Annotated in this window: 20 protein-coding genes; 17 read left to right on the top strand and 3 right to left on the bottom strand. The window is 54.1% G+C overall.

The features are described from left to right. Nucleotides 1–49 precede the first annotated feature (49 nt). Nucleotides 50–1,264 (bottom strand): alanine transaminase AlaA, encoded by a 1,215-nt coding sequence (alaA, locus tag GA0061071_RS01795; protein WP_061493921.1) that lies wholly within the window; start codon nucleotides 1,262–1,264, stop codon nucleotides 50–52. Between the two features lie 949 nt (nucleotides 1,265–2,213). Between alaA and lrhA the strand changes: the two genes are divergently transcribed. The 14 genes from lrhA (at nucleotide 2,214) to nuoN (ending at nucleotide 18,813) form a co-directional block, all read left to right on the top strand. After that, the gene (gene lrhA / locus GA0061071_RS01790) at nucleotides 2,214–3,152 is read left to right on the top strand and encodes a transcriptional regulator LrhA (RefSeq protein ID WP_061493922.1); all 939 of its coding nucleotides are present in this window, start codon (nucleotides 2,214–2,216) and stop codon (nucleotides 3,150–3,152) included. 625 nt (nucleotides 3,153–3,777) lie between these two features. Further along, entirely contained in the window at nucleotides 3,778–4,221 is a 444-nt protein-coding gene (gene nuoA / locus GA0061071_RS01785; protein ID WP_061493923.1) for an NADH-quinone oxidoreductase subunit NuoA, read from the top strand. 15 nt (nucleotides 4,222–4,236) lie between these two features. After that, a complete protein-coding gene (gene nuoB / locus GA0061071_RS01780; RefSeq protein ID WP_088238124.1) occupies nucleotides 4,237–4,911 on the top strand; it encodes an NADH-quinone oxidoreductase subunit NuoB in 675 nt (224 codons plus the stop codon). 89 nt (nucleotides 4,912–5,000) lie between these two features. Beyond that, complete coding sequence (nuoC, locus tag GA0061071_RS01775) at nucleotides 5,001–6,803, top strand: NADH-quinone oxidoreductase subunit C/D (RefSeq protein ID WP_088238123.1); 1,803 nt, start codon at nucleotides 5,001–5,003, stop codon at nucleotides 6,801–6,803. A 2-nt stretch (nucleotides 6,804–6,805) separates the two neighbouring features. After that, on the top strand, nucleotides 6,806–7,306 hold the full coding sequence (nuoE, locus tag GA0061071_RS01770; protein ID WP_039058775.1) for an NADH-quinone oxidoreductase subunit NuoE: 501 nt from the start codon (nucleotides 6,806–6,808) through the stop codon (nucleotides 7,304–7,306). After that, entirely contained in the window at nucleotides 7,303–8,640 is a 1,338-nt protein-coding gene (gene nuoF / locus GA0061071_RS01765) for an NADH-quinone oxidoreductase subunit NuoF (RefSeq protein WP_061493924.1), read from the top strand. Before nuoE ends, nuoF begins: the two co-directional genes overlap by 4 nt. Nucleotides 8,641–8,731: 91 nt before the next feature. Next, a complete protein-coding gene (nuoG, locus tag GA0061071_RS01760) occupies nucleotides 8,732–11,458 on the top strand; it encodes an NADH-quinone oxidoreductase subunit NuoG (RefSeq protein ID WP_139109638.1) in 2,727 nt (908 codons plus the stop codon). Beyond that, on the top strand, nucleotides 11,455–12,432 hold the full coding sequence (nuoH, locus tag GA0061071_RS01755) for an NADH-quinone oxidoreductase subunit NuoH (protein WP_088238121.1): 978 nt from the start codon (nucleotides 11,455–11,457) through the stop codon (nucleotides 12,430–12,432). The genes nuoG and nuoH overlap by 4 nt, the downstream gene beginning before the upstream one ends. 14 nt (nucleotides 12,433–12,446) lie before the next feature. Beyond that, nucleotides 12,447–12,989 carry an NADH-quinone oxidoreductase subunit NuoI gene (nuoI, locus tag GA0061071_RS01750; RefSeq protein WP_061493927.1) on the top strand — a complete coding sequence of 181 codons (543 nt, stop codon included), beginning with the start codon at nucleotides 12,447–12,449 and terminating at the stop codon, nucleotides 12,987–12,989. Nucleotides 12,990–12,999: 10 nt separating this feature from the next. Continuing rightward, a complete protein-coding gene (gene nuoJ, locus GA0061071_RS01745) occupies nucleotides 13,000–13,554 on the top strand; it encodes an NADH-quinone oxidoreductase subunit J (RefSeq protein ID WP_061493928.1) in 555 nt (184 codons plus the stop codon). Beyond that, nucleotides 13,551–13,853: an NADH-quinone oxidoreductase subunit NuoK gene (nuoK, locus tag GA0061071_RS01740; protein WP_002463445.1), complete on the top strand. Its 303-nt coding sequence runs from the start codon at nucleotides 13,551–13,553 to the stop codon at nucleotides 13,851–13,853. Before nuoJ ends, nuoK begins: the two co-directional genes overlap by 4 nt. After that, complete coding sequence (nuoL, locus tag GA0061071_RS01735; RefSeq protein ID WP_061493929.1) at nucleotides 13,850–15,691, top strand: NADH-quinone oxidoreductase subunit L; 1,842 nt, start codon at nucleotides 13,850–13,852, stop codon at nucleotides 15,689–15,691. The genes nuoK and nuoL overlap by 4 nt, the downstream gene beginning before the upstream one ends. A 128-nt stretch (nucleotides 15,692–15,819) precedes the next feature. Continuing rightward, a complete protein-coding gene (gene nuoM, locus GA0061071_RS01730) occupies nucleotides 15,820–17,349 on the top strand; it encodes an NADH-quinone oxidoreductase subunit M (protein WP_061493930.1) in 1,530 nt (509 codons plus the stop codon). Between the two features lie 6 nt (nucleotides 17,350–17,355). After that, nucleotides 17,356–18,813 (top strand): NADH-quinone oxidoreductase subunit NuoN, encoded by a 1,458-nt coding sequence (gene nuoN / locus GA0061071_RS01725; protein WP_061493931.1) that lies wholly within the window; start codon nucleotides 17,356–17,358, stop codon nucleotides 18,811–18,813. 75 nt (nucleotides 18,814–18,888) lie between these two features. Here the strand turns inward: nuoN and GA0061071_RS01720 are convergent, their stop codons facing one another. Further along, a complete protein-coding gene (locus GA0061071_RS01720) occupies nucleotides 18,889–19,914 on the bottom strand; it encodes a chemotaxis protein (protein ID WP_061493932.1) in 1,026 nt (341 codons plus the stop codon). A gap of 77 nt (nucleotides 19,915–19,991) precedes the next feature. Beyond that, a complete protein-coding gene (gene rbn, locus GA0061071_RS01715) occupies nucleotides 19,992–20,909 on the bottom strand; it encodes a ribonuclease BN (RefSeq protein ID WP_088238120.1) in 918 nt (305 codons plus the stop codon). A gap of 72 nt (nucleotides 20,910–20,981) precedes the next feature. Between rbn and GA0061071_RS01710 the strand changes: the two genes are divergently transcribed. The 3 genes from GA0061071_RS01710 to menF all read left to right on the top strand — a co-directional run bounded on the left by GA0061071_RS01710 (nucleotide 20,982) and on the right by menF (nucleotide 23,174). Then, nucleotides 20,982–21,443: a GNAT family N-acetyltransferase gene (locus GA0061071_RS01710; protein WP_088238119.1), complete on the top strand. Its 462-nt coding sequence runs from the start codon at nucleotides 20,982–20,984 to the stop codon at nucleotides 21,441–21,443. Between the two features lie 57 nt (nucleotides 21,444–21,500). Next, on the top strand, nucleotides 21,501–21,806 hold the full coding sequence (gene elaB / locus GA0061071_RS01705) for a stress response protein ElaB (protein WP_061493935.1): 306 nt from the start codon (nucleotides 21,501–21,503) through the stop codon (nucleotides 21,804–21,806). An 87-nt stretch (nucleotides 21,807–21,893) separates the two neighbouring features. Beyond that, nucleotides 21,894–23,174 (top strand): isochorismate synthase MenF, encoded by a 1,281-nt coding sequence (menF, locus tag GA0061071_RS01700; RefSeq protein WP_088238118.1) that lies wholly within the window; start codon nucleotides 21,894–21,896, stop codon nucleotides 23,172–23,174. Nucleotides 23,175–23,195 lie beyond the last annotated feature (21 nt).

Genomic DNA, 23,195 nt, shown 5'->3' with positions numbered 1-23,195 from the left:
CATTGTGCGCAGAGAGTGGGGGAAGATGCAAATCTGCCCCCAACGGCTCTTACTGATGATAACCGGAAAGGAAACGACCGAAACGGGTGATTGCCATCTCCAGATCGTCTTCACGTGGCAGGGTCACAATACGGACGTGATCCGGCCACGGCCAGTTGAATGCTGACCCTTGTACCAGCAGCACTTTTTCTTGCAGGAGGAAGTCGAGCACCATTTTCTGGTCGTCATGAATATTAAAGCGTTTTGCGTCAATTTTCGGGAACATATACAACGCGCCGTTTGGCTTCACGCAGGAAACGCCCGGAATGTCGTTGATCAACTCCCAGGCGCGGTTACGCTGCTCGTACAGACGGCCGCCCGGCACAATAAACTCGCTAATGCTCTGGTAACCGCCAAGCGCTGTCTGAATGGCGTGCTGTGCAGGTACGTTAGCGCACAGGCGCATTGAGGCCAGCATCTCCAGCCCTTCAATATAGCCTTTGGCGTGTTTTTTCGGCCCGCTGAGTACCATCCAGCCCTGACGGAAACCCGCAACCCGATACGTTTTCGACAGGCCGTTAAACGTGATGGTAAACAGATCCGGTGCCAGCGCGGCAATCGAGTGATGTTCGGCGTCGTCGTAGAGGATTTTGTCGTAGATTTCGTCAGCAAAAATGATCAGGTTGTGCTGACGCGCAATCTCAACGATCTCCATCAGCAGCTCTTTTGAGTAAACCGCGCCGGTAGGGTTATTGGGGTTGATGATCACAATACCGCGTGTGCGGGGAGTAATTTTCGCGCGGATATCGTCGAGATCGGGGAACCAGCCCGATGATTCATCACATAAGTAGTGCACCGCTTTCCCGCTGGAGAGTGATACGGCGGCGGTCCACAGTGGGTAGTCCGGCGCAGGAACCAGCATTTCATCGCCACTGTTCAGCAGTGCCTGCATGGACTGCACAATCAGTTCAGAAACACCATTGCCTATATAAATGTCTTCGACAGTGACTTCGCGCATCCCGCGCGCCTGATAGTGCTGCATGATTGCTTTGCGGGCGGAGTACAGCCCTTTTGAATCACAGTAACCTTGCGCACCTGGCAGATTACGAATCACATCGACCAGTATTTCATCCGGCGCCTCAAAGCCAAAGGGGGCTGGGTTGCCGATGTTAAGTTTAAGAACCTTATTGCCTTCTTCTTCCAGGCGCTTTGCTTCTTTCAGAACCGGGCCACGGATGTCGTAACAGACGTTATCTAATTTGCTGGATTTTTCGATGGAGGACATGAACCTTTGACCTTTTAGCTAGAATTTGTCACTGCCTGCCGTGGAAGTGAGCACGGAACAATGTACTCCCACGTCCGCACGTTTTGAAGGGTCAGCAGGAGAAGATTTTGTCTTAACTCATTTTGTGTTAACGGCTTTTTAACTGTCTCTTTGACTTTTCATCTGTTAATTAAACTGTTTTTTAACTAACGAATGGTTGTTGGTGTTGGTATCATGCTTTTATCTATTATTTTGTGTTGTTAAAATCCATTTGTTTAGTATGTGTTTGGCATGACGGAGCCATGGATACGGAGTTTTGGCGTAAAATCTGAATGAGGGTACGGGGTATTCATCATTTCTGGTAGGGGAAGGGGAGCACTGTGAACGCAATGTTAAGCGTTATTAATAGTTGGACTGTTCTTCAAATAATAGCTATTTAATATTGAGAATAGGAACTATGACTATCATTAATATTAATATAACTAAGTTGGGTGTCATGTCATTTTTTATCTTCAGATTATCCTTAATAATGCTTATAAATATAAGGGTTTTAGGTTAAACTTAGAGGTGTCGGAAATGGTTCATAAGCAAAAGGCCTTGCTTTTTCTGTGGGATATTTCTTAATTTTAGTTGATTGTTATTCATGGTTTTTACTCCCAATCAGTCATATGAACTGGTTGTATATGATGCCTGTGCTATGTATGGCCGCGAATGTTGCGTGAAAATGTTTTTCTTTAAAAGGATTAACACATTTTGGCATGGTTTATATATCTAAAAGGAATGGGAGTATGCAAAATAAAGTCATCAAGTTCAGCCTGCCTTAGACAGCGAACTATTAACACAGAACTTAAAGTCAGGGTGATACTGGTCTTGACTTTGCAGGATGCACTTTTTAAATGGAATTACTTAATCTTACGAGCACAGCATAAACCCGGGTAACTCCGCGCGAGCAACCCGTAAGTGAAAAATTATGATAAATGCAAATCGTCCGATACTGAATCTCGACCTCGATCTGCTGAGAACATTCGTTGCGGTCGCTGATCTTAACACCTTTGCTGCGGCGGCTGCTGCAGTTTGTCGCACCCAGTCTGCCGTAAGTCAGCAAATGCAGCGGCTGGAGCAGTTAGTGGGAAAAGAACTTTTTGCCCGCCATGGTCGTAATAAGCTCTTGACCGAGCATGGTATTCAGTTACTGGGCTATGCAAGAAAGATTTTACGGTTCAATGATGAAGCCTGTACGTCGTTGATGTTCAGCAATCTTCAGGGGGTACTCACTATTGGCGCTTCGGATGAATCCGCCGATACTATTCTGCCGTTTTTGCTTAATCGTATAAGCTCGGTATACCCGAAACTGGCGCTTGATGTTCGTGTCAAACGTAACCCTCTCTCTGGCGATCGACTGCAGGATCATGACGTTGATCTTGTGGTGACGACCCATCGCTCCGGGCAATTCGATGCCATGACGCTACGCACCTCACCCACTCACTGGTACTGTTCGGCTGAATATGTGCTGCAAAAAGGTGAAGCGGTGCCGCTGGTATTGCTGGATGAGCCCAGCGCCTTTCGCGATATGGTGATCAACGCATTAAATGATGCCGATATTCCCTGGCGGATGGCTTATGTTGCCTCCACGCTTTCTGCCGTTAAAGCGGCGGTAAAAGCGGGGCTGGGTGTAACCGCGCGACCGGTGGAAATGATGAGTCCGGAATTGCGCGTGTTAGGGCGAACGGATGGTTTGCCGATGCTGCCCGATACGGAATACTTGCTTTGCTATAACCCGCATAGCCAGAATGAGCTGGCGCAGGTTATTTTCCAGGCGATGGAGCATTATCAGAATCCGTGGCATTACGGCAGCAGTACCACCGAAGGGGGAGGTGACTCTCTCATTATTGAAGGGGACTTTGGATAACATTCGTTCCAAAATCTCGTAACAAAATGTAAGTGCAAAAATGAACCTCTGACGGGAAAAGTAATGCCATTGGTTCATTTTTTGAACAAATAATGATCAATTGAATTATTGGTCAAATAAATGATTATTTTTTTCAATACGTTAATCCCCTTCACAGCAAAGTATCCCTTTATCAACTATAGTTTTTCATGCCTTCTGTTCATGTTAAAAATCGCACCGGATTGTTGCTGTTTTTAGTGATGAATTAACAAAAGCGTGTCACAGATCAAGAAAATACTCCCGCAGAGGGGGAGGAATCCGGACAAAATCCTGTCAAAATGGGAGAGTAATGTTTATGAAAACTCACAACGGACACGATTCAACACCGGTTTTTTTTTCGGTAAAGCGCGACGCTGAACACGAAAACGGCATTAAATGTTAATGGATTGCTGCCGATGTAAACTAATGTGAGTAAACTTTTGTTAAAGTTGACAAAAGGTTATAGAAAGGAGTAAAAACCCACATCGTTTAGCTGTACTTGCTATTTACACAGTAAATGTGTGGTTTTTTATTCCTCCCCGTGAATCGATGTGGCGTCATCTGCCAGCAAGAGCAGAGGTTTTAACGCTACCTTTTGAGTTAAGCAATGCGTATGTCAACATCCACTGAAATCATCGCTCATCATTGGGCATTCGCTATCTTTCTTATTGTCGCCATTGGCTTGTGCTGCTTCATGCTGATTGGCGGTCGGTTTTTAGGCGGTCGCGCGCGCGCGAGGCACAAAAACGTTCCTTTCGAATCGGGTATCGATTCTGTCGGTTCCGCTCGTTTACGCCTGTCTGCCAAGTTCTATCTGGTGGCCATGTTCTTCGTCATCTTCGACGTTGAAGCGCTCTACTTATTCGCATGGTCAACCTCCATTCGCGAGAGTGGTTGGGTCGGTTTTGTCGAAGCCGCAATTTTCATTTTAGTGCTGCTGGCTGGTCTCGTTTATCTGGTGCGTATTGGCGCGCTGGACTGGACGCCCGCGCGTTCGCGCCGCGAGCTCATGAACCCAGAGACTAACAGCTACACTGATCGTCAACGCTAACCGCGAGGCAATAAGATGGATTATACGCTCACCCGCATAGATCCTAACGGTGAGAACGACCGTTACCCCCTGCAAAAACAGGAGATCGTAACCGACCCCCTGGAACAAGAGATCAACCGTAGTGTGTATATGGGCAAGCTCGAAAATGCCCTGCACGATATGGTGAACTGGGGCCGTAAAAACTCAATTTGGCCTTATAATTTTGGCCTTTCATGTTGCTATGTAGAGATGGTGACGTCGTTTACTGCGGTACACGACGTTGCGCGTTTTGGTGCAGAAGTACTGCGCGCCTCTCCTCGTCAGGCCGACCTGATGGTGGTGGCGGGTACCTGTTTTACCAAGATGGCGCCGGTTATCCAGCGTCTTTACGACCAGATGCTCGAGCCGAAGTGGGTTATCTCCATGGGAGCCTGCGCAAACTCCGGTGGTATGTACGACATCTATTCTGTTGTGCAGGGCGTCGACAAATTTATCCCGGTGGATGTTTACATCCCAGGCTGCCCGCCGCGTCCTGAAGCCTATATGCAGGCGCTGATGCTGTTGCAGGAGTCGATTGGCAAAGAACGTCGCCCGCTCTCATGGGTGGTCGGCGATCAGGGCGTTTACCGCGCCAATATGCAGTCTGAACGCGACCGTAAGCGTGGCGAACGCATTGCCATTACCAATCTGCGTACGCCGGACGAGATTTAATTTGCGCCTGCGGGTAATGGAAGAAACTTCGCATTTCAATAATCCAATAACGCGAAGCCATACCTGACAGTCACCACGGACCCTTTGCAATGGTGAACAATATGACCGATTTAACTGCGCAAGAAGCCGCATGGCAGACCCGGGATCATTTGGATGATCCGGTCATTGGCGAATTGCGCAACCGTTTTGGGCCGGATGCCTTTACCGTTCAGGCGACCCGCACCGGGGTACCCGTAGTCTGGGTTAAGCGTGAGCAATTACTGGAAGTTTTCGATTTTTTAAAGAAACTGCCGAAGCCTTACGTCATGCTGTTCGACCTGCACGGCATGGACGAACGTCTGCGCACCCACCGCGCTGGTTTGCCCGCCGCGGATTTTTCCGTTTTCTATCACCTGATCTCTATCGATCGCAACCGCGACATCATGTTGAAGGTGGCACTGGCTGAAAACGATCTGAACGTGCCGACGATGACCAAAATCTTCCCGAACGCCAACTGGTACGAGCGTGAAACCTGGGAGATGTTTGGTATCACCTTTAACGGTCATCCGCATTTGACGCGCATTATGATGCCGCAGACCTGGACGGGTCACCCATTGCGTAAAGATTACCCGGCGCGCGCCACCGAATTCGATCCGTTTGAGCTGACGAAAGCCAAGCAGGATCTGGAAATGGAGTCGCTGACCTTTAAACCGGAAGACTGGGGTATGAAGCGCGGCACCGACAATGAGGACTTTATGTTCCTCAACCTCGGCCCGAACCACCCCTCCGCGCACGGTGCATTCCGCATTATTCTGCAACTGGATGGCGAAGAGATCGTCGATTGCGTACCGGACATCGGTTACCACCATCGCGGTGCGGAAAAAATGGGTGAGCGCCAGTCCTGGCACAGCTACATTCCTTATACCGACCGTATCGAGTACCTCGGCGGCTGCGTTAACGAAATGCCTTACGTGCTGGCGGTGGAAAAACTGGCGGGCATTACGGTGCCGGATCGCGTTAACGTCATCCGTGTGATGCTTTCTGAGTTGTTCCGCATCAACAGCCACTTGCTCTATATCTCAACCTTTATTCAGGACGTAGGCGCGATGACGCCGGTGTTCTTCGCCTTTACCGATCGTCAAAAAATCTACGATCTGGTGGAAGCCATTACCGGTTTCCGTATGCACCCGGCCTGGTTCCGCATCGGCGGTGTAGCGCACGATCTGCCGCGCGGTTGGGATCGACTGCTGCGCGAGTTCCTCGACTGGATGCCAAAACGTCTGGCTTCCTATGAGAAGGCGGCGCTGCGTAACACCATTCTGAAAGGCCGCTCGCAGGGCGTTGCCGCTTACGGCGCAAAAGAGGCGCTGGAGTGGGGCACCACCGGTGCTGGCCTGCGTGCGACCGGTATTGACTTTGACGTGCGTAAAGCACGTCCGTACTCCGGTTACGAGAACTTTGACTTTGAAGTGCCGGTGGGCGGCGGCGTCAGCGACTGTTACACCCGCGTGATGCTGAAAGTTGAAGAGCTGCGCCAGAGCCTGCGTATCCTTGAGCAGTGCCTGAACAACATGCCGGAAGGCCCGTTCAAAGCGGATCATCCGCTGACGACGCCGCCGCCGAAAGAGCGCACGCTGCAACATATCGAAACCCTGATTACTCACTTCCTGCAGGTCTCGTGGGGACCGGTGATGCCGGCAAACGAATCCTTCCAGATGATCGAGGCAACCAAGGGTATTAACAGTTACTACCTGACCAGCGATGGCAGCACCATGAGCTACCGTACTCGCGTTCGTACACCGAGCTTTGCGCACCTGCAGCAAATCCCGTCGGCGATCCGCGGCAGCCTGGTCTCCGACCTTATCGTTTATCTGGGTAGTATCGATTTTGTTATGTCAGATGTGGACCGCTAATTATGCACGAGAATCAACAACCACAAACCGAGGCTTTTGAGCTGAGTGCGGCAGAGCGTGAGGCAATTGAGCACGAAAAGCACCACTACGAAGACCCGCGTGCGGCGTCCATTGAAGCGCTGAAAATCGTTCAGAAGCAGCGTGGCTGGGTGCCGGATGGCGCGATTTACGCCATTGCCGATGTTCTGGGTATCCCGGCGAGCGACGTTGAAGGCGTGGCGACATTCTATAGCCAGATCTTCCGCCAGCCGGTAGGTCGCCACGTTATTCGCTATTGCGACAGCGTAGTGTGCCATATCACCGGGTATCAGGGCATTCAGTCGGCGATTGAAAGCCACCTGAAGATCAAGCCAGGCCAGACTACCTTCGACGGTCGCTTTACGCTGCTTCCCACCTGCTGCTTGGGTAACTGCGACAAAGGCCCGAATATGATGATTGATGAGGATACTCACAGTCATCTTACACCGGAAGGGATCCCTGATTTACTGGAGCGGTATAAATGAAAACAGTTATCCGTACTCCCGAAACCCATCCGCTGACCTGGCGTCTGCGTGATGACAAACAGCCGGTGTGGCTGGACGAGTATCAGAGCAAAAATGGCTATGCCGGTGCGCGTAAAGCGTTAACAGGTATGGCGCCGGACGAAATTGTCAATGCGGTAAAAGACTCCGGTCTGAAAGGCCGCGGCGGCGCGGGCTTCTCCACGGGGTTGAAGTGGAGTCTGATGCCGAAAGATGAATCGATGAATATCCGCTACCTGCTGTGTAATGCGGATGAAATGGAGCCGGGCACCTATAAAGACCGCCTGTTGATGGAGCAACTGCCACACCTGTTGGTGGAAGGTATGCTCATCTCGGCATTCGCGCTGAAAGCGTACCGTGGCTATATCTTCCTGCGTGGTGAGTATATTGAAGCAGCGGTTCACCTGCGCCGCGCCATTGCAGAAGCGACTGAAGCCGGACTGCTGGGTAAAAATATCCTCGGCACCGGTTTTGATTTTGAGCTGTTCGTGCATACCGGGGCCGGGCGTTATATCTGTGGTGAAGAGACCGCGCTGATTAACTCGCTGGAAGGTCGCCGTGCTAACCCGCGTTCCAAACCGCCTTTCCCGGCAAGTTCCGGCGTGTGGGGGAAACCGACCTGTGTTAACAACGTCGAAACCCTGTGCAACGTTCCGGCTATCCTGGCAAACGGTGTTGAGTGGTATCAGAATATTTCGACCAGTAAAGATACTGGCACCAAGCTGATGGGCTTCTCTGGCCGCGTGAAAAACCCCGGTCTGTGGGAACTGCCGTTCGGCACCACGGCCCGTGAAATTCTTGAGGATTACGCGGGCGGCATGCGCGATGGCCTGAAGTTTAAAGCCTGGCAGCCGGGCGGTGCGGGTACTGACTTCCTGACCGAAGCGCACCTTGACCTGCCGATGGAGTTCGAAAGCATCGGTAAAGCGGGAAGCCGTCTGGGCACATCGCTGGCGATGGCCGTTGACCATGAAATCAACATGGTTTCGCTGGTGCGTAACCTGGAAGAGTTCTTCGCACGCGAGTCGTGCGGTTGGTGTACGCCATGCCGCGACGGCCTGCCGTGGAGCGTAAAAATCCTGCGAGCGCTGGAGCGTGGTGAAGGCCAGCCCGGAGATATCGAGACACTTGAGCAACTGTGTCGACAACTCGGGCCGGGTAAAACCTTCTGCGCGCATGCGCCAGGTGCGGTGGAACCGTTACAGAGCGCGATTAAATATTTCCGCGAAGAGTTTGAAGCGGGCATCAAACAGCAATTCAGCAATACCCATGCGATTGGCGGTATCCAGCCAAACTTGCTGAAAGCGCGCTGGTAATGGTTCTCCCCTCATCCTGAACCGGTGAGGGGACGCGAACAGAATTTTGATTAACTCTCAGTCGCGGACTGAGACAACTGGAAGCATGCTAATGGCTACTATTCATGTAGACGGCAAAGAATACGAGGTAAATGGGGCGGACAACCTGCTTGAGGCATGTCTCTCCCTGGGCCTTGATATTCCTTATTTTTGCTGGCATCCGGCGCTGGGGAGCGTGGGTGCGTGCCGCCAGTGTGCGGTGAAGCAATATCAAAACGCGGAAGACACGCGTGGCCGCCTGGTGATGTCCTGTATGACACCGGCATCCGACGGTACTTTCATTTCGATCGACGATGATGAAGCGAAGCAATTCCGCGAAAGCGTCGTGGAGTGGTTGATGACCAACCACCCGCACGATTGCCCGGTTTGCGAAGAGGGGGGCAACTGCCACCTGCAGGATATGACCGTGATGACCGGTCACAGCTTCCGTCGCTATCGCTTTACCAAGCGTACTCACCGCAATCAGGATCTGGGGCCGTTCATCTCTCACGAAATGAACCGCTGCATCGCCTGCTATCGCTGTGTGCGTTACTACAAAGACTATGCAGACGGCACGGATCTTGGCGTCTATGGCGCGCACGATAACGTCTACTTTGGGCGTCCGGAAGACGGCGTGCTGGAAAGTGAATTCTCCGGCAACCTGGTGGAAATCTGCCCGACTGGCGTATTCACAGACAAAACCCACTCCGAACGTTATAACCGTAAATGGGATATGCAGTTCGCACCGAGCATCTGCCAGCAGTGCTCGCTGGGCTGCAACACCAGTCCGGGCGAACGTTATGGCGAGCTGCGTCGCATCGAAAACCGTTATAACGGTACGGTTAACCACTATTTCCTGTGCGACCGCGGTCGTTTCGGCTACGGCTACGTCAACCTGAAAGACCGTCCGCGTCAGCCGGTTCAGCGTCGTGGCGACGATCTGATCACCCTTAACGCCGAGCAGGCGATGCAGGGCGCAGCGGATATTCTACGTCAGTCGAAGAAAGTGATCGGTATTGGCTCGCCGCGCGCCAGCGTGGAGAGCAACTTTGCGCTGCGTGAACTGGTCGGTGCGGAAAACTTCTATACCGGCATTGCAAAAGGCGAGCAACAACGTCTGGAGCTGGCGCTGAAAGTGCTGCGCGAAGGCGGTATCCATACCCCGGCGTTGCGCGAAATCGAATCCTATGACGCGGTGCTGATCCTGGGAGAAGACATCACGCAGACGGGCGCACGTGTCGCTCTGGCTGTCCGTCAGGCAGTGAAAGGCAAAGCCCGTGAAATGGCGGCGGCGCAAAAAGTCGCCGACTGGCAGATTGCCGCAATCATGAACATTGGTCAGCGTGCCAAACATCCGCTGTTCGTCACTAACATCGACAGCACTCGCCTGGATGATATCGCCGCGTGGACCTACTGCGCTCCGGTGGAAGATCAGGCGCGGTTAGGCTTCGCTATCGCTCACGCGCTGGATGATTCCGCTCCGGCGGTCGACGGCCTGAGCAACGACCTGAAGAGCAAAGTGGATGTTATCGTTCAGGCGCTGGCCGGGGCGAAAAAACCGCTGATTATTTCCGGTACGAACGCCGGCAGCGCCGACGTGATCCACGCGGCGGCAAACGTCGCCAAAGCGCTGAAAGGCCGTGGTTCCGATGTCGGCGTGACGATGATTGCCCGTTCGGTGAACAGTATGGGTCTTGGCCTGATCGGCGGCGGTAGCCTCGATGATGCCTTGGCTGAGCTGGAAAGCGGCAGTGCAGACGCGGTTGTGGTGCTGGAAAACGATCTGCACCGTCATGCCAGCGCAGCCCGCGTTGACGCCGCACTGGCGAAAGCACCACTGGTACTGGTGATTGATCACCAGCGCACGGCGATCATGGACAAGGCGCACCTCGTGCTCTCTGCCGCAAGTTTTGCGGAAAGCGACGGTACGGTCATCAATAACGAAGGCCGCGCGCAGCGCTTCTTCCAGGTGTATGACCCGAGCTATTACGACAGCAAAACCCTGATGCTGGAGAGCTGGCGCTGGCTGCACTCACTGCACAGCACCGTACAAAACCGCGAGGTGGACTGGACACAGCTTGATCATGTGATCGACGCAGTGGTAGAAGCCTTGCCGCAACTGGCCGGTATTAAAGACGCCGCGCCGGATGCCAGCTTCCGCATTCGTGGGCAGAAACTGGCGCGTGAACCGCATCGCTACAGCGGACGTACTGCTATGCGCGCCAATATCAGCGTGCATGAGCCGCGTCAGCCGCAGGATAAAGACACCATGTTTGCCTTCTCCATGGAAGGGAACAACCAGCCGTCTGCACCGCGTTCGCAAATTCCGTTCGCGTGGGCGCCGGGCTGGAACTCACCGCAGGCCTGGAACAAGTTCCAGGATGAAGTGGGGGGACATCTGCGCCATGGCGATCCGGGCGTACGCCTGATTGAAGCCTCTGAAACCGGGCTGGATTACTTCACATCCGTACCAGGCGCGTTTGAAGCGCAGGACGGCAAATGGCGTATCGCTCCGTACTATCATCTGTTCGGCAGTGACGAATTGTCGCAGCGCTCGCCGGTGTTCCAGAGCCGTATGCCGCAACCGTACATCAAGCTTAACCCGGTCGATGCGGCGAAGCTTGGTGTTAACGCGGGTGCGCATATCTCCTTTACCTACGAAGGGCAGACTATCAGCCTGCCGTTGCAGGTTTCTGAAGGTCTGGCGGCAGGGCAGGTCGGTTTGCCGATGGGCATGCCGGGCATTGCGCCGGTTCTGGCCGGAGCACGTCTTGAAAATCTGCAGGAGGCGCAAGCATGAGCTGGTTAACACCGGATGTTATCGACATTCTGTTATGCATCCTGAAGGCGGTGGTGATCCTGCTGGTGGTGGTCACCTGCGGCGCATTTATGAGCTTTGGCGAACGTCGTCTGCTGGGTCTGTTCCAGAATCGTTACGGACCGAACCGCGTCGGCTGGGGGGGCTCACTCCAGCTGGTGGCGGACATGATTAAGATGTTCTTTAAAGAGGACTGGATCCCGCAATTCTCGGATCGCGTGATCTTCACGCTTGCGCCAATGATTGCGTTTACCTCACTGCTGTTAGCGTTTGCCATTGTGCCGGTCAGCCCCACCTGGGTGGTGGCCGACCTGAACATCGGGATCCTCTTCTTCCTGATGATGGCAGGCCTGGCCGTCTACGCGGTGCTGTTTGCCGGCTGGTCGAGCAACAACAAATACTCTTTGCTGGGAGCGATGCGCGCATCTGCGCAGACGCTGAGCTACGAAGTGTTCCTCGGGCTTTCCCTGATGGGGGTTGTCGCTCAGGCCGGTTCATTCAATATGACCGATATCGTCAACAGCCAGACAGGTTTGTGGAACGTTATCCCGCAGTTCTTCGGTTTTGTGACGTTTGCAATCGCGGGTGTGGCGGTGTGTCACCGCCATCCGTTTGACCAGCCGGAAGCAGAGCAGGAACTGGCGGATGGTTACCACATCGAATATTCCGGTATGAAATTCGGTCTGTTCTTCGTTGGTGAATATATCGGTATCGTCACCATTTCCGCCTTGATGGTCACGCTCTTCTTCGGTGGCTGGCACGGGCCGTTCTTACCGCCATTCATCTGGTTCGCGCTCAAAACCGCGTTCTTTATGATGATGTTTATTTTGATCCGCGCTGCGTTACCGCGTCCGCGTTATGACCAGGTGATGTCGTTCGGCTGGAAAATCTGCCTGCCGCTGACGCTGATTAACTTGCTGGGAACGGCGGCCGTCATTCTCTGGCAAGCGCAATAAGGGGTGAAAAGACCATGACGTTAAAAGAATTAATCGTGGGCTTCGGCACCCAGGTCCGTAGTATCTGGATGATTGGCCTGCACGCGTTTGCGAAACGCGAAACCCGGATGTATCCGGAAGAGCCTGTTTACCTGCCGCCGCGCTATCGTGGCCGTATTGTGCTGACGCGCGATCCGGACGGTTCTGAGCGCTGCGTTGCCTGTAACCTGTGCGCGGTAGCCTGTCCGGTAGGCTGTATTTCGTTGCAAAAAGCGGAGATGCAGGATGGGCGCTGGTATCCGGAGTTTTTCCGTATCAACTTCTCCCGCTGCATCTTCTGCGGCCTGTGTGAAGAAGCGTGCCCGACAACAGCTATTCAGCTCACGCCGGATTTCGAAATGGGCGAGTTTAAGCGTCAGGATCTGGTGTACGAAAAAGAGGATCTGCTGATCTCCGGTCCGGGTAAATACCCGGAATATAACTTCTACCGGATGGCAGGTATGGCAATCGACGGCAAAGATAAAGGTGAAGCGGAAAACGAAGCCAAACCTATCGACGTCAAGAGCCTGTTACCGTAAGGAGAGGGCAATGGAGTTCGCTTTTTATATCTGTGGCCTGGTCGCCATCCTGACGACGGTTCGCGTGATTACGCATACCAACCCGGTGCATGCGTTGCTGTACCTGATTGTGTCCCTGTTGGCGATTGCCGGGGTTTTCTTCTCACTCGGCGCGTACTTCGCCGGTGCGCTGGAGATCATCGTTTACGCCGGGGCCATCATGGTGCTGTTTGTGTTCGTGGTGATGATGCTCAACCTGGGCAATACCGTTGTCGAGCAGGAGCGCAACTGGCTCTCTCCGCAAATCTGGGTAGGTCCGGCACTGCTCTCCGCCGTACTGCTGGTGGTCATGATTTATGCCATCCTTGGCGTGAACGATCAGGGCATCGAGGGTACGCCGATCAATGCGAAAGAGGTCGGCATCACACTGTTTGGTCCTTACGTACTGGCGGTCGAGCTGGCGTCAATGCTGCTGCTGGCTGGTCTGGTTGTCGCCTTCCACGTAGGGCGTGAAGATCGTATGGGCGAAGTGCTGAGCAATCGCGCTGATGACCGCGCAAAAAGAAAAACGGAGGAGCGCGCATGATCCCCTTGCAACATGGACTGATCCTCGCTGCGATTTTGTTTGTTTTGGGGTTAACCGGTCTGGTTATCCGCCGCAATCTGCTGTTTATGCTGATTGGGTTGGAAATCATGATTAACGCCGCCGCGCTGGCCTTTGTGGTCGCGGGCAGCTACTGGGGCCAGACCGACGGTCAGGTAATGTATATCCTCGCGATCAGCCTCGCGGCTGCGGAAGCGAGCATTGGCCTGGCGTTGCTGCTGCAACTCCATCGTCGCCGCCAGAATCTGAATATCGATTCAGTAAGTGAGATGCGTGGATGAACATGCTCGCCTTAACCATTATTTTTCCTTTAATTGGCTTTGTATTGCTGGCCTTTTCCCGTGGGCGCTGGTCAGAAAACCTCTCCGCTACCGTGGGGGTGGGGTCGATTGGTCTGGCGGCACTGGTCACGGCGATTGTCGGCGTTGATTTTTTCAACAATGGTCAGCAGCCTTTCGCTAAACCACTGTGGACCTGGATGGCGGTTGGCGATTTCAATATCGGTTTCAACCTGGTGCTGGACGGGCTGTCGTTAACCATGCTGTCAGTCGTGACCGGTGTGGGTTTCCTGATCCACATGTTCGCTTCCTGGTATATGCGCGGTGAAGAGGGCTACTCCCGCTTCTTCGCTTACACCAACCTGTTCATTGCGAGCATGGTGGTGCTGGTGCTGGGCGATAACCTGTTGCTGATGTATCTCGGCTGGGAAGGCGTGGGGCTGTGCTCTTACCTGCTGATCGGTTTCTATTACACCGATCCAAAGAATGGCGCAGCGGCAATGAAAGCGTTTGTCGTGACCCGTGTTGGTGATGTGTTCCTCGCGTTTGCGTTGTTCATTCTCTACAACGAACTGGGCACGCTGAACTTCCGCGAAATGGTGGAACTGGCACCGCAGCACTTTGCGAATGGCAACACCATGCTGATGTGGGCAACGCTGATGTTACTGGGCGGTGCGGTAGGTAAATCCGCGCAACTTCCGTTGCAAACCTGGCTTGCAGATGCAATGGCCGGTCCGACTCCGGTTTCAGCGTTGATCCACGCCGCCACCATGGTGACCGCAGGCGTCTATCTGATTGCCCGTACTCATGGTCTGTTCCTGCTGACGCCGGAAGTGCTGCATTTGGTGGGTATTGTCGGTGCGGTGACGTTGCTGATGGCCGGTTTCGCCGCGCTGGTGCAAACGGATATCAAACGCGTACTCGCGTACTCGACGATGAGCCAGATTGGTTACATGTTCCTGGCGCTGGGCGTGCAGGCATGGGATGCGGCGATTTTCCACCTGATGACGCATGCGTTCTTTAAAGCGCTGCTGTTCCTGTCGTCCGGTTCGGTGATCCTCGCCTGCCATCACGAACAGAACATCTTCAAAATGGGCGGTCTGCGTAAGTCGATTCCGCTGGTGTATGTCTGCTTCCTGGTGGGGGGCGCCGCGCTGTCTGCGCTGCCGATGCTGACCGCCGGTTTCTTCAGTAAAGATGAGATCCTGGCAGGTGCAGTGGCTAACGGTCATATCAATCTGATGATCGCGGGCCTGGTCGGTGCGTTTATGACATCGCTGTATACCTTCCGCCTGATTTTCATCGTTTTCCACGGGAAAGAACAAATTCACGCGCATGCAGGGAAGGGCATCACCCATCATCTGCCGCTGATCGTGTTGCTGGTGCTCTCCACCTTTATTGGCGCAATGATTGTGCCGCCGCTGAAAGGCGTACTGCCGGATACCACCGAGCTTGCGCACAGCAGTGTGGTGATGCTGGAAGTCGCGTCTGGTGCGGTAGCGATCATCGGTATCCTGCTGGCCGCCTGGCTGTGGCTGGGTAAACGTACGCTGGTGACTTCGGTTGCCAACAGTGCGGCAGGGCGCTTCTTCGGTACCTGGTGGTTCAATGCCTGGGGCTTCGACTGGCTGTACGATCGCGTATTCGTCAAACCGTACCTCGGTATTGCGTGGCTGCTGAAGAGCGACCCGCTGAATGCACTGATGAACATCCCGGCGATCCTGTCCCGCTTTGCAGGCAAAGGTCTGCTGTTTAGCGAGAACGGATACCTGCGCTGGTATGTGGCGTCGATGAGCATTGGTGCCGTTGTGGTGCTGGCGCTGTTGATGGTATTGCGTTGAGTTTGTGTGAGTTGTGAGGCGGGGAACTCCGCCTCCGATGAAAACATATTTTAGGTAAGTATTCCTGCTAATCAGGCTGGCGAGCACGATAGCCTGAACAGGAATTAATATAAGGGACATACACCGCCATGTTATTACCCTGGCTAATACTCATCCCCTTTATCGGCGGCTTCCTCTGCTGGCAGACCGAACGCTTCGGCGTGAAGGTGCCGCGCTGGATCGCGCTGATTACCATGGGACTGACGCTGGCACTCTCTCTGCATCTTTGGTTGCAGGGCGGCTACTCTCTGACGCAGGCCACCCAGTTCCCGCAATGGCAGGAGTCGTTCAAACTGGACTGGATCCCGCGCTTTGGCATCAGTATCCATCTCGGTCTGGATGGCCTGTCGTTGCTGATGGTGACCCTGACGGGTTTCCTCGGTGTGCTGGCGGTGCTTTGCTCCTGGCGTGAAATCGAAAAATACCAGGGCTTCTTCCATCTTAACCTGATGTGGATCCTGGGCGGCGTTATCGGCGTGTTCCTTGCCATCGACATGTTCCTGTTCTTCTTCTTCTGGGAAATGATGCTGGTGCCGATGTACTTCCTGATCGCACTGTGGGGCCACAAAGCCTCCGACGGGAAGACGCGTATTACCGCCGCGACTAAATTCTTCATCTATACCCAGGCCAGTGGTCTGGTGATGTTGATTGCCATCCTGGCGCTGGTGCTGGTGCACTACAACGCGACGGGCGTATGGACTTTCGATTATCAGGATCTGCTGAAAACGCCGATGTCTGACAACGTCGAATACCTGTTAATGCTCGGCTTCTTCATTGCCTTTGCAGTGAAAATGCCGGTGGTACCGCTGCATGGCTGGTTGCCGGACGCGCACTCACAAGCGCCGACCGCTGGTTCCGTGGACCTCGCAGGGATCCTGCTGAAAACGGCGGCCTACGGTCTGCTGCGCTTCTCGCTGCCGCTGTTCCCTAACGCGTCGGCAGAGTTTGCGCCCATCGCCATGTGGCTGGGTGTTATCGGCATTTTCTACGGTGCGTGGATGGCCTTCACCCAGACCGATATCAAACGTCTGATTGCCTACACATCTGTGTCGCACATGGGTTTCGTGCTGATTGCGATTTACACCGGTAACCAGCTGGCGTACCAGGGCGCGGTTATCCAGATGATTGCGCATGGTCTCTCTGCGGCCGGTCTGTTTATTCTTTGCGGCCAGTTGTACGAACGCCTGCATACCCGCGATATGCGGATGATGGGTGGATTGTGGGGCAAGATTAAATGGTTGCCGGCGCTGTCGATGTTCTTTGCCGTGGCAACGCTTGGTATGCCGGGAACGGGGAACTTCGTCGGTGAGTTTATGATCCTCTTCGGCAGCTATCAGGTCGTGCCGGTGATCACCGTGATTTCCACCTTCGGTCTGGTCTTTGCGTCAGTTTATTCGCTGGCGATGCTGCACCGCGCCTACTTCGGTAAAGCGAAGAGCGAACTGGCCAGCGCTGAGCTGCCGGGGTTGTCACTGCGCGAACTGTTTATGATCCTGATTCTGGTCGTGCTTCTGGTACTGCTCGGCTTCTATCCGCAGCCGATTCTGGATACCTCGCATTCCGCGATGGGCAATATCCAGCAGTGGTTTGTTAATTCCGTTACTACTACAAGGCCGTAAATCGCCATGACAATAACTCCACAACACCTGATTGCGCTGCTGCCGCTGCTGATCGTCGGATTGACGGTGGTGGTTGTGATGCTCTCCATTGCGTGGCGACGCAACCATTTCCTCAATGCCACGCTGTCGGTCATTGGTCTCAACGTCGCGCTGCTCTCCCTGTGGTTTGTCGGTCAGGCAGGGGCGATGGATGTTACCCCGCTGATGCGCGTTGACGGCTATGCCATGCTGTACACCGGGCTGGTGCTGCTGGCGAGCCTCGCCACGTGTACTTTCGCCTATCCGTGGCTGGAAGGTTACACCGACAACAAAGAAGAGTTCTATCTGCTGGTGCTGATTGCCGCTCTGGGCGGCATTTTGCTGGCGAACGCTAACCATATGGCGTCGCTGTTCCTCGGTATTGAACTGATTTCGCTGCCGTTATTTGGCCTGGTTGGCTACGCCTTCCGTCAGAAACGCTCACTGGAAGCCAGTATCAAATACACCATTCTTTCCGCAGCGGCCTCTTCATTCCTGCTGTTTGGTATTGCACTGGTGTACGCGCAGACTGGCAACCTGGCGTTTGTCGCCATCGGTAAAGCGCTGGGTCAGAACGTGCTGCATGAACCGCTGCTGTTGACGGGGTTGGGGCTGATGATTGTTGGCCTTGGCTTTAAACTGTCGCTGGTGCCGTTCCACCTGTGGACGCCTGATGTTTACCAGGGCGCGCCTGCTCCGGTTTCCACTTTTCTGGCCACCGCCAGTAAGATCGCCATTTTTGGTGTGGTGATGCGTCTGTTCCTCTACGCGCCGGTTGGTAACAGTGAAGCCGTGCGTGTGGTGTTGGGCATTATCGCCTTCGCCTCTATTATCTTCGGTAACCTGATGGCGCTGAGCCAGACCAATATTAAACGTCTGCTCGGTTACTCTTCCATCTCCCACCTGGGTTATTTGCTGGTGGCGCTGATTGCGCTGCAAAGCGGTCAGATGTCGATGGAGACCGTGGGTGTTTATCTGGCGGGCTATCTGTTCAGCAGCCTTGGCGCGTTCGGTGTAGTGAGCCTGATGTCCAGCCCTTATCGCGGCCCGGATGCGGAGTCGCTCTATTCCTATCGCGGCCTGTTCTGGCACCGTCCGATCCTCTCTGCGGTAATGACCGTGATGATGTTGTCGCTGGCCGGTATTCCGATGACCTTAGGCTTTATCGGTAAGTTCTACATCCTGGCGATGGGCGTTCAGGCGCATCTGTGGTGGCTGACGGGCGCGGTCGTTCTGGGTTCTGCGATTGGTTTGTACTACTACCTGCGCGTGGCGGTGAGCCTCTATCTGAGTGCGCCGCAGCAATTGAACCGTGATGCGCCGTCTGACTGGGCATACAGCGCGGGCGGTATTGTGGTACTGATCTCTGCCCTGTTGGTGCTGCTGCTGGGGATCTATCCGCAGCCGCTGATCAGCATCGTACAGCTGGCGATGCCAATGATGTAATAAGCCGGAAGATGAAAAGAAAAACCGCCGATATCGGCGGTTTTTTTATGGGGGTCAATAACGATGTCGGGAAGGTTACTTCGCCAGCAACGGCGTTGAGGCAATCTGATGGTGGCTAATCAGCGGGCCGCGAATATTGTTTGCCGCGCGGTCGAGCACTTCCTGAATCACAGCGGAAAGTTCGTTAATTTCGAACTTCGCGACGTAGCCATCCGCCTGAACTTTGCGGACGTGATCTTCGTTGGCGCTGCCGGAGAGTGATGAGTGGATCACCACCGGAATGTTCTTCAGACGCGGGTCGGTTTTAATCAGACGCGTTAAGGTGAAGCCATCCATCTCCGGCATTTCGAGGTCGGTTAATACCATCGAAATTTTGTCACTTACCGGCACGCCTTCTGATTCCGCTTGCTGTGCCATGACCTGGATTTTCTCCCAGGCATCTTTACCGGTGATATGCATAGCATTCGGAATTTGCATCGCGTTGAGACCTTTTTCCAGCATGGCGCGCGCCACTTTGGAGTCTTCTGCCACGATAGCCACCGAACCCGGTTTAAGGTTGAATTTTTTATCCGGCACGTGATCGCCGTGTACGTCATGATCCGCAGGCACAATGTCATACAGGATCTGCTCAACATCCAGCACCATTGCAAGGTTGTTGGTGTCCTTATCTTCATCCAGGCAGGCAATACTGGTGATATAGCGACCATTGATCGCTTTCTCTGCGGTGTGAACCTGTTTCCAGTCCAGGCGAATGATATTCTCTACGGATTCCACCGCAAATGCCTGCACGCTACGGGCATATTCGGTGATCAGCAGAATATTGAGACCTGTTGCTGGCTTACACCCGGCCACTGCGGCGAGGTCAATCACCGGGATCACCTGATCGCGGATATTGACCATGCCAAGCAATGGCGGCTTCATTCCCGCAGGACGGGTAAAGGTGGGCATCGGAACGATTTCGCGCAATTTAAAAACGTTAATGCCAAACAGCTCGGATTTAGCGGCATCTAACGATGTGCCAAGGCGAAACAGCAACAGTTCAAACCGGTTCGACAGAGTAAGATTCGCCCTGTCATCGATGTCTTTCTGGAAGTTATCCATCATGCCCTCAATAAGTAATGCCTGCGTGTAAACTGTTATCGGCACCTTAAGGGAAAAATAGAGTGCTCAATATCACATCATAGACGAACAACCAGAAAATCTTCTGCAAGTACCGTTTGCGCAAATATTGTTCGGCATTCTGCCAGTAATGCCAGACTGCCACGCTCATCATAGCGTGAACTGAGATGGGTAATCACCAGACGACCCGCACCTGCATCTGCAGCAAGTTGCGCAGCCTGGCGCGTTGAGCTGTGACCCCGGCTATTGGCTTTCTCTTCCATGGCGCTCTCAAGTGTTGCTTCATGCACGATAAGATCCACCCCTTGTGCCAGCGCCAGTGACGCCTCGCAGGGCGACGTATCACCGAATATCGCCAGTTTTTTGCCCCTGGTTGCCGGTGCCAGATAATCGGCGCCATTAATACTACGCCCATCCTCCAGCGTGATCGTTTCACCAGCTTTCAGTCGCTGGAACAGCGGACCGGGCATAATGCCTTGTGCAGCAAGCGCCTGTGCATTTAATGCACCGGGTTTATCGTGCTCTTCAACGCGGAAGCCATAACACTCCACCGGGTGCGCAAGCGGGTAAGCCGTTACGCTGCGAAGCCCGTCATCAACTACCAGACCTGGCCTGACCTCTTCGATGGTTAACGGGTAGTCTGTCCACGAACCGCTCAGACGCAGCGCGGTCTCGACAAACTCTCGGATCCCTTTTGGCCCATAGATCTGTAACGGTTGGACATTGCCCGCCATCGAGCGGCTACACAGTAGCCCTGGCAGGCCAAACAGATGGTCACCATGCAAATGGCTGATAAAAATCTTATCCAGTTTGCCAGGATGAAAAGCGGTGCGCAGCATCTGGTGCTGCGTGCCTTCACCACAGTCGAACATCCACAGGCCCGCACGCGTGGGATGCTGCAAGTTCAGTAGCAGCGAGGTGACATTACGCCCCCGCGTGGGGACGCCCGCCGAGGTGCCTAAAAAAATCAATTCCACAATACGCCGTGTCCTTTGCCGGAATGTAAAAAAATTTAGTATAACGAGGTGATGATAAATAAGGAGCAGAATATGATCCGCTGGCAGGACCTTCACCATTCGGCATTAACCGTTGCAGAACTCTATGCGCTGCTGAAACTGCGCTGCGAAGTGTTTGTTGTTGAGCAGACGTGTCCCTACCTGGATATCGACGGGGACGATCTGGTAGGAGAGAACCGCCATATCCTCGGCTGGAAAGGTGACCAACTGGTGGCGTATGCGAGGATTCTGAAAAGTGACGATGATCTGTCGCCGGTGGTTATCGGACGGGTGATTGTCAGTGCGCAGGTTCGCGGCGAAAAACTGGGCTACCAGTTAATGGAAAGGGCGATACTTTCCTGTATGCAAAACTGGCCGCAGCACGCGTTATACCTGGGTGCACAGGCGCATCTGCAATCTTTCTATGGCCATTTTGGTTTTCAGCCGGTGACCGACGTGTATGACGAAGATGGTATTTTGCACATCGGCATGGCGCGGGAGGTAGGTCAGGCGTAACCGGCGGCTATTGTCTATAGTTAGCGGGCAAACAGGTGCATAACATGGAGAAAAGAGATGTCATATCATTCTTATGATTCACGTATCGATGACGACCTGACCCTGCTGAGCGAAACGCTGGAAGAAGTACTCCGCTCCTCGGGTGACCCTGCTGACCAGAAGTATATCGAGCTTAAAGCCCGTGCCGAACAAGCGCTGAATGAGGTGAAAAACCGCGTCAGTAGCGCGTCGGACACCTACTACTACCGCGCCAAAAAAGCGGTCTATCGCGCCGACGACTACGTGCACGAAAAACCGTGGCAGGGCGTTGGTGTAGGTGCAGCTGTCGGCCTGGTGCTGGGGCTGCTGTTAGCTCGCCGCTAACACCTCACGTCCCCTCCCTGGAAAGAGGTACTTCTCTTACCCTAAGTACCTTGTATACTATGTGGTTTTTAACAGGGAGGGGTTCGCGTGTATTCCATTTCCTCTGCGCTGGAGCATCTGCACAACCGCCTGGCTGACGATTTACCCCATTCGCCCGGTTTTTGCTTTTTTGATGCCCCTTTCCCGTTAAATGACTCGTTCGATCCCCTTGCCTGGCTTGCCAGCCAGCCCGTCTACCCCCAGTTTTACTGGCAGCAGCGTAGCGGCGAAGATGAAGCCGCCGCGCTTGGCGCGCTGCGCCACTTTGCTTCATTACCCCTTGCACAGCAGTTTTTACAGCAATGCCCTGACGATGTTCGCGCATGGGGGCTGAACGCGTTTAATCTGCAGCAGGGCGCACTGTTTTTGCCGCGCCTGGAATGGCGACGGGAAGGCGGGCAGGCGATATTACGCCTCTATCTGTTGAGCGAGCACTCCTTGCATGATGATGCTGTGCACGCGGCGGATTTTCTGCAAACGCTGACGGCGTTTAAACCGTTGGCGAGTGCGCAACAGGTGTGCGTTGAACAGCGACATGTTCCGGATCGCGAAGGCTGGGAGACGCTGATGGCGCAGGCGCTTCGTGCGCTCGACAAAGCGGAGCTGGATAAAGTGGTCCTTGCCAGAGCAACGGATTACGCGTTCTCCAACGCTGTGCATGCCGCCTCGCTGATGGCCGCCAGTCGCCGCCTCAACCATCACTGCTTTCACTTTTTGTTTGCCTTCGATGCGCAACAGGCTTTTTTAGGCTCCTCGCCTGAGCGGTTGTGGCGGCGGCGCGGTACGGCGTTGCGCACCGAAGCGCTGGCGGGCACCGTCGCCAGTCATGACGATGACCAGCAGGCGCAGCGTCTTGCCGACTGGCTGATGAGTGATGATAAAAACCAGCGGGAAAACATGCTGGTCGTGGAGGATATCTGCCAGCGCCTGCAACGGGAAACCGGCGCGTTGGAGGTATTACCGCCGCAGGTGATCCGGCTGCGTAAGGTGCAGCATTTACGCCGCTGTATCTGGACCGATTTGCAAACGCCGGATGATGCGCTGTGCTTACAGTTGCTGCAACCCACGGCGGCTGTCGCCGGGCTGCCGCGTCGCGAAGCCTGGGCGTTTATTCAACAGCATGAGCCGTTCGAGCGCGAATGGTATGCCGGCTCCGCAGGCTATTTATCCCGTGCGCAGAGTGAATTTTGCGTGGCGCTGCGTTCGGCGAAAATCAACGGTAACACTGTCCGTCTTTATGCCGGGGCTGGCATTGTGCCGGGTTCTGATGCGGAGCAAGAGTGGCAGGAAATCGAAAATAAAGCGGCAGGTTTGCGCTCGTTATTATGACTTACGCACACATAACCGACG

It is taken from the genome of Kosakonia oryzendophytica (assembly GCF_900094925.1).
Classification (GTDB): Bacteria; Pseudomonadota; Gammaproteobacteria; order Enterobacterales; family Enterobacteriaceae; genus Kosakonia; species Kosakonia oryzendophytica.
This window is presented reverse-complemented; position numbering and strand designations above follow the sequence as displayed.

What these genes read in the sequence shown, in the direction of transcription:
- lrhA (WP_061493922.1), top strand. Translation starts at nt 2,214, where the DNA reads ATGATAAATGCAAATCGTCCGATACTGAATCTCGACCTCGATCTGCTG.
- nuoJ (WP_061493928.1), top strand. Translation starts at nt 13,000, where the DNA reads ATGGAGTTCGCTTTTTATATCTGTGGCCTGGTCGCCATCCTGACGACG.
- nuoI (WP_061493927.1), top strand. Translation starts at nt 12,447, where the DNA reads ATGACGTTAAAAGAATTAATCGTGGGCTTCGGCACCCAGGTCCGTAGT.
- nuoK (WP_002463445.1), top strand. Translation starts at nt 13,551, where the DNA reads ATGATCCCCTTGCAACATGGACTGATCCTCGCTGCGATTTTGTTTGTT.
- nuoH (WP_088238121.1), top strand. Translation starts at nt 11,455, where the DNA reads ATGAGCTGGTTAACACCGGATGTTATCGACATTCTGTTATGCATCCTG.
- GA0061071_RS01720 (WP_061493932.1), bottom strand. Translation starts at nt 19,914, where the DNA reads ATGGATAACTTCCAGAAAGACATCGATGACAGGGCGAATCTTACTCTG.
- nuoC (WP_088238123.1), top strand. Translation starts at nt 5,001, where the DNA reads ATGGTGAACAATATGACCGATTTAACTGCGCAAGAAGCCGCATGGCAG.
- alaA (WP_061493921.1), bottom strand. Translation starts at nt 1,264, where the DNA reads ATGTCCTCCATCGAAAAATCCAGCAAATTAGATAACGTCTGTTACGAC.
- nuoG (WP_139109638.1), top strand. Translation starts at nt 8,732, where the DNA reads ATGGCTACTATTCATGTAGACGGCAAAGAATACGAGGTAAATGGGGCG.
- nuoN (WP_061493931.1), top strand. Translation starts at nt 17,356, where the DNA reads ATGACAATAACTCCACAACACCTGATTGCGCTGCTGCCGCTGCTGATC.
- nuoB (WP_088238124.1), top strand. Translation starts at nt 4,237, where the DNA reads ATGGATTATACGCTCACCCGCATAGATCCTAACGGTGAGAACGACCGT.
- elaB (WP_061493935.1), top strand. Translation starts at nt 21,501, where the DNA reads ATGTCATATCATTCTTATGATTCACGTATCGATGACGACCTGACCCTG.
- nuoE (WP_039058775.1), top strand. Translation starts at nt 6,806, where the DNA reads ATGCACGAGAATCAACAACCACAAACCGAGGCTTTTGAGCTGAGTGCG.
- nuoM (WP_061493930.1), top strand. Translation starts at nt 15,820, where the DNA reads ATGTTATTACCCTGGCTAATACTCATCCCCTTTATCGGCGGCTTCCTC.
- nuoL (WP_061493929.1), top strand. Translation starts at nt 13,850, where the DNA reads ATGAACATGCTCGCCTTAACCATTATTTTTCCTTTAATTGGCTTTGTA.
- GA0061071_RS01710 (WP_088238119.1), top strand. Translation starts at nt 20,982, where the DNA reads ATGATCCGCTGGCAGGACCTTCACCATTCGGCATTAACCGTTGCAGAA.
- nuoA (WP_061493923.1), top strand. Translation starts at nt 3,778, where the DNA reads ATGCGTATGTCAACATCCACTGAAATCATCGCTCATCATTGGGCATTC.
- nuoF (WP_061493924.1), top strand. Translation starts at nt 7,303, where the DNA reads ATGAAAACAGTTATCCGTACTCCCGAAACCCATCCGCTGACCTGGCGT.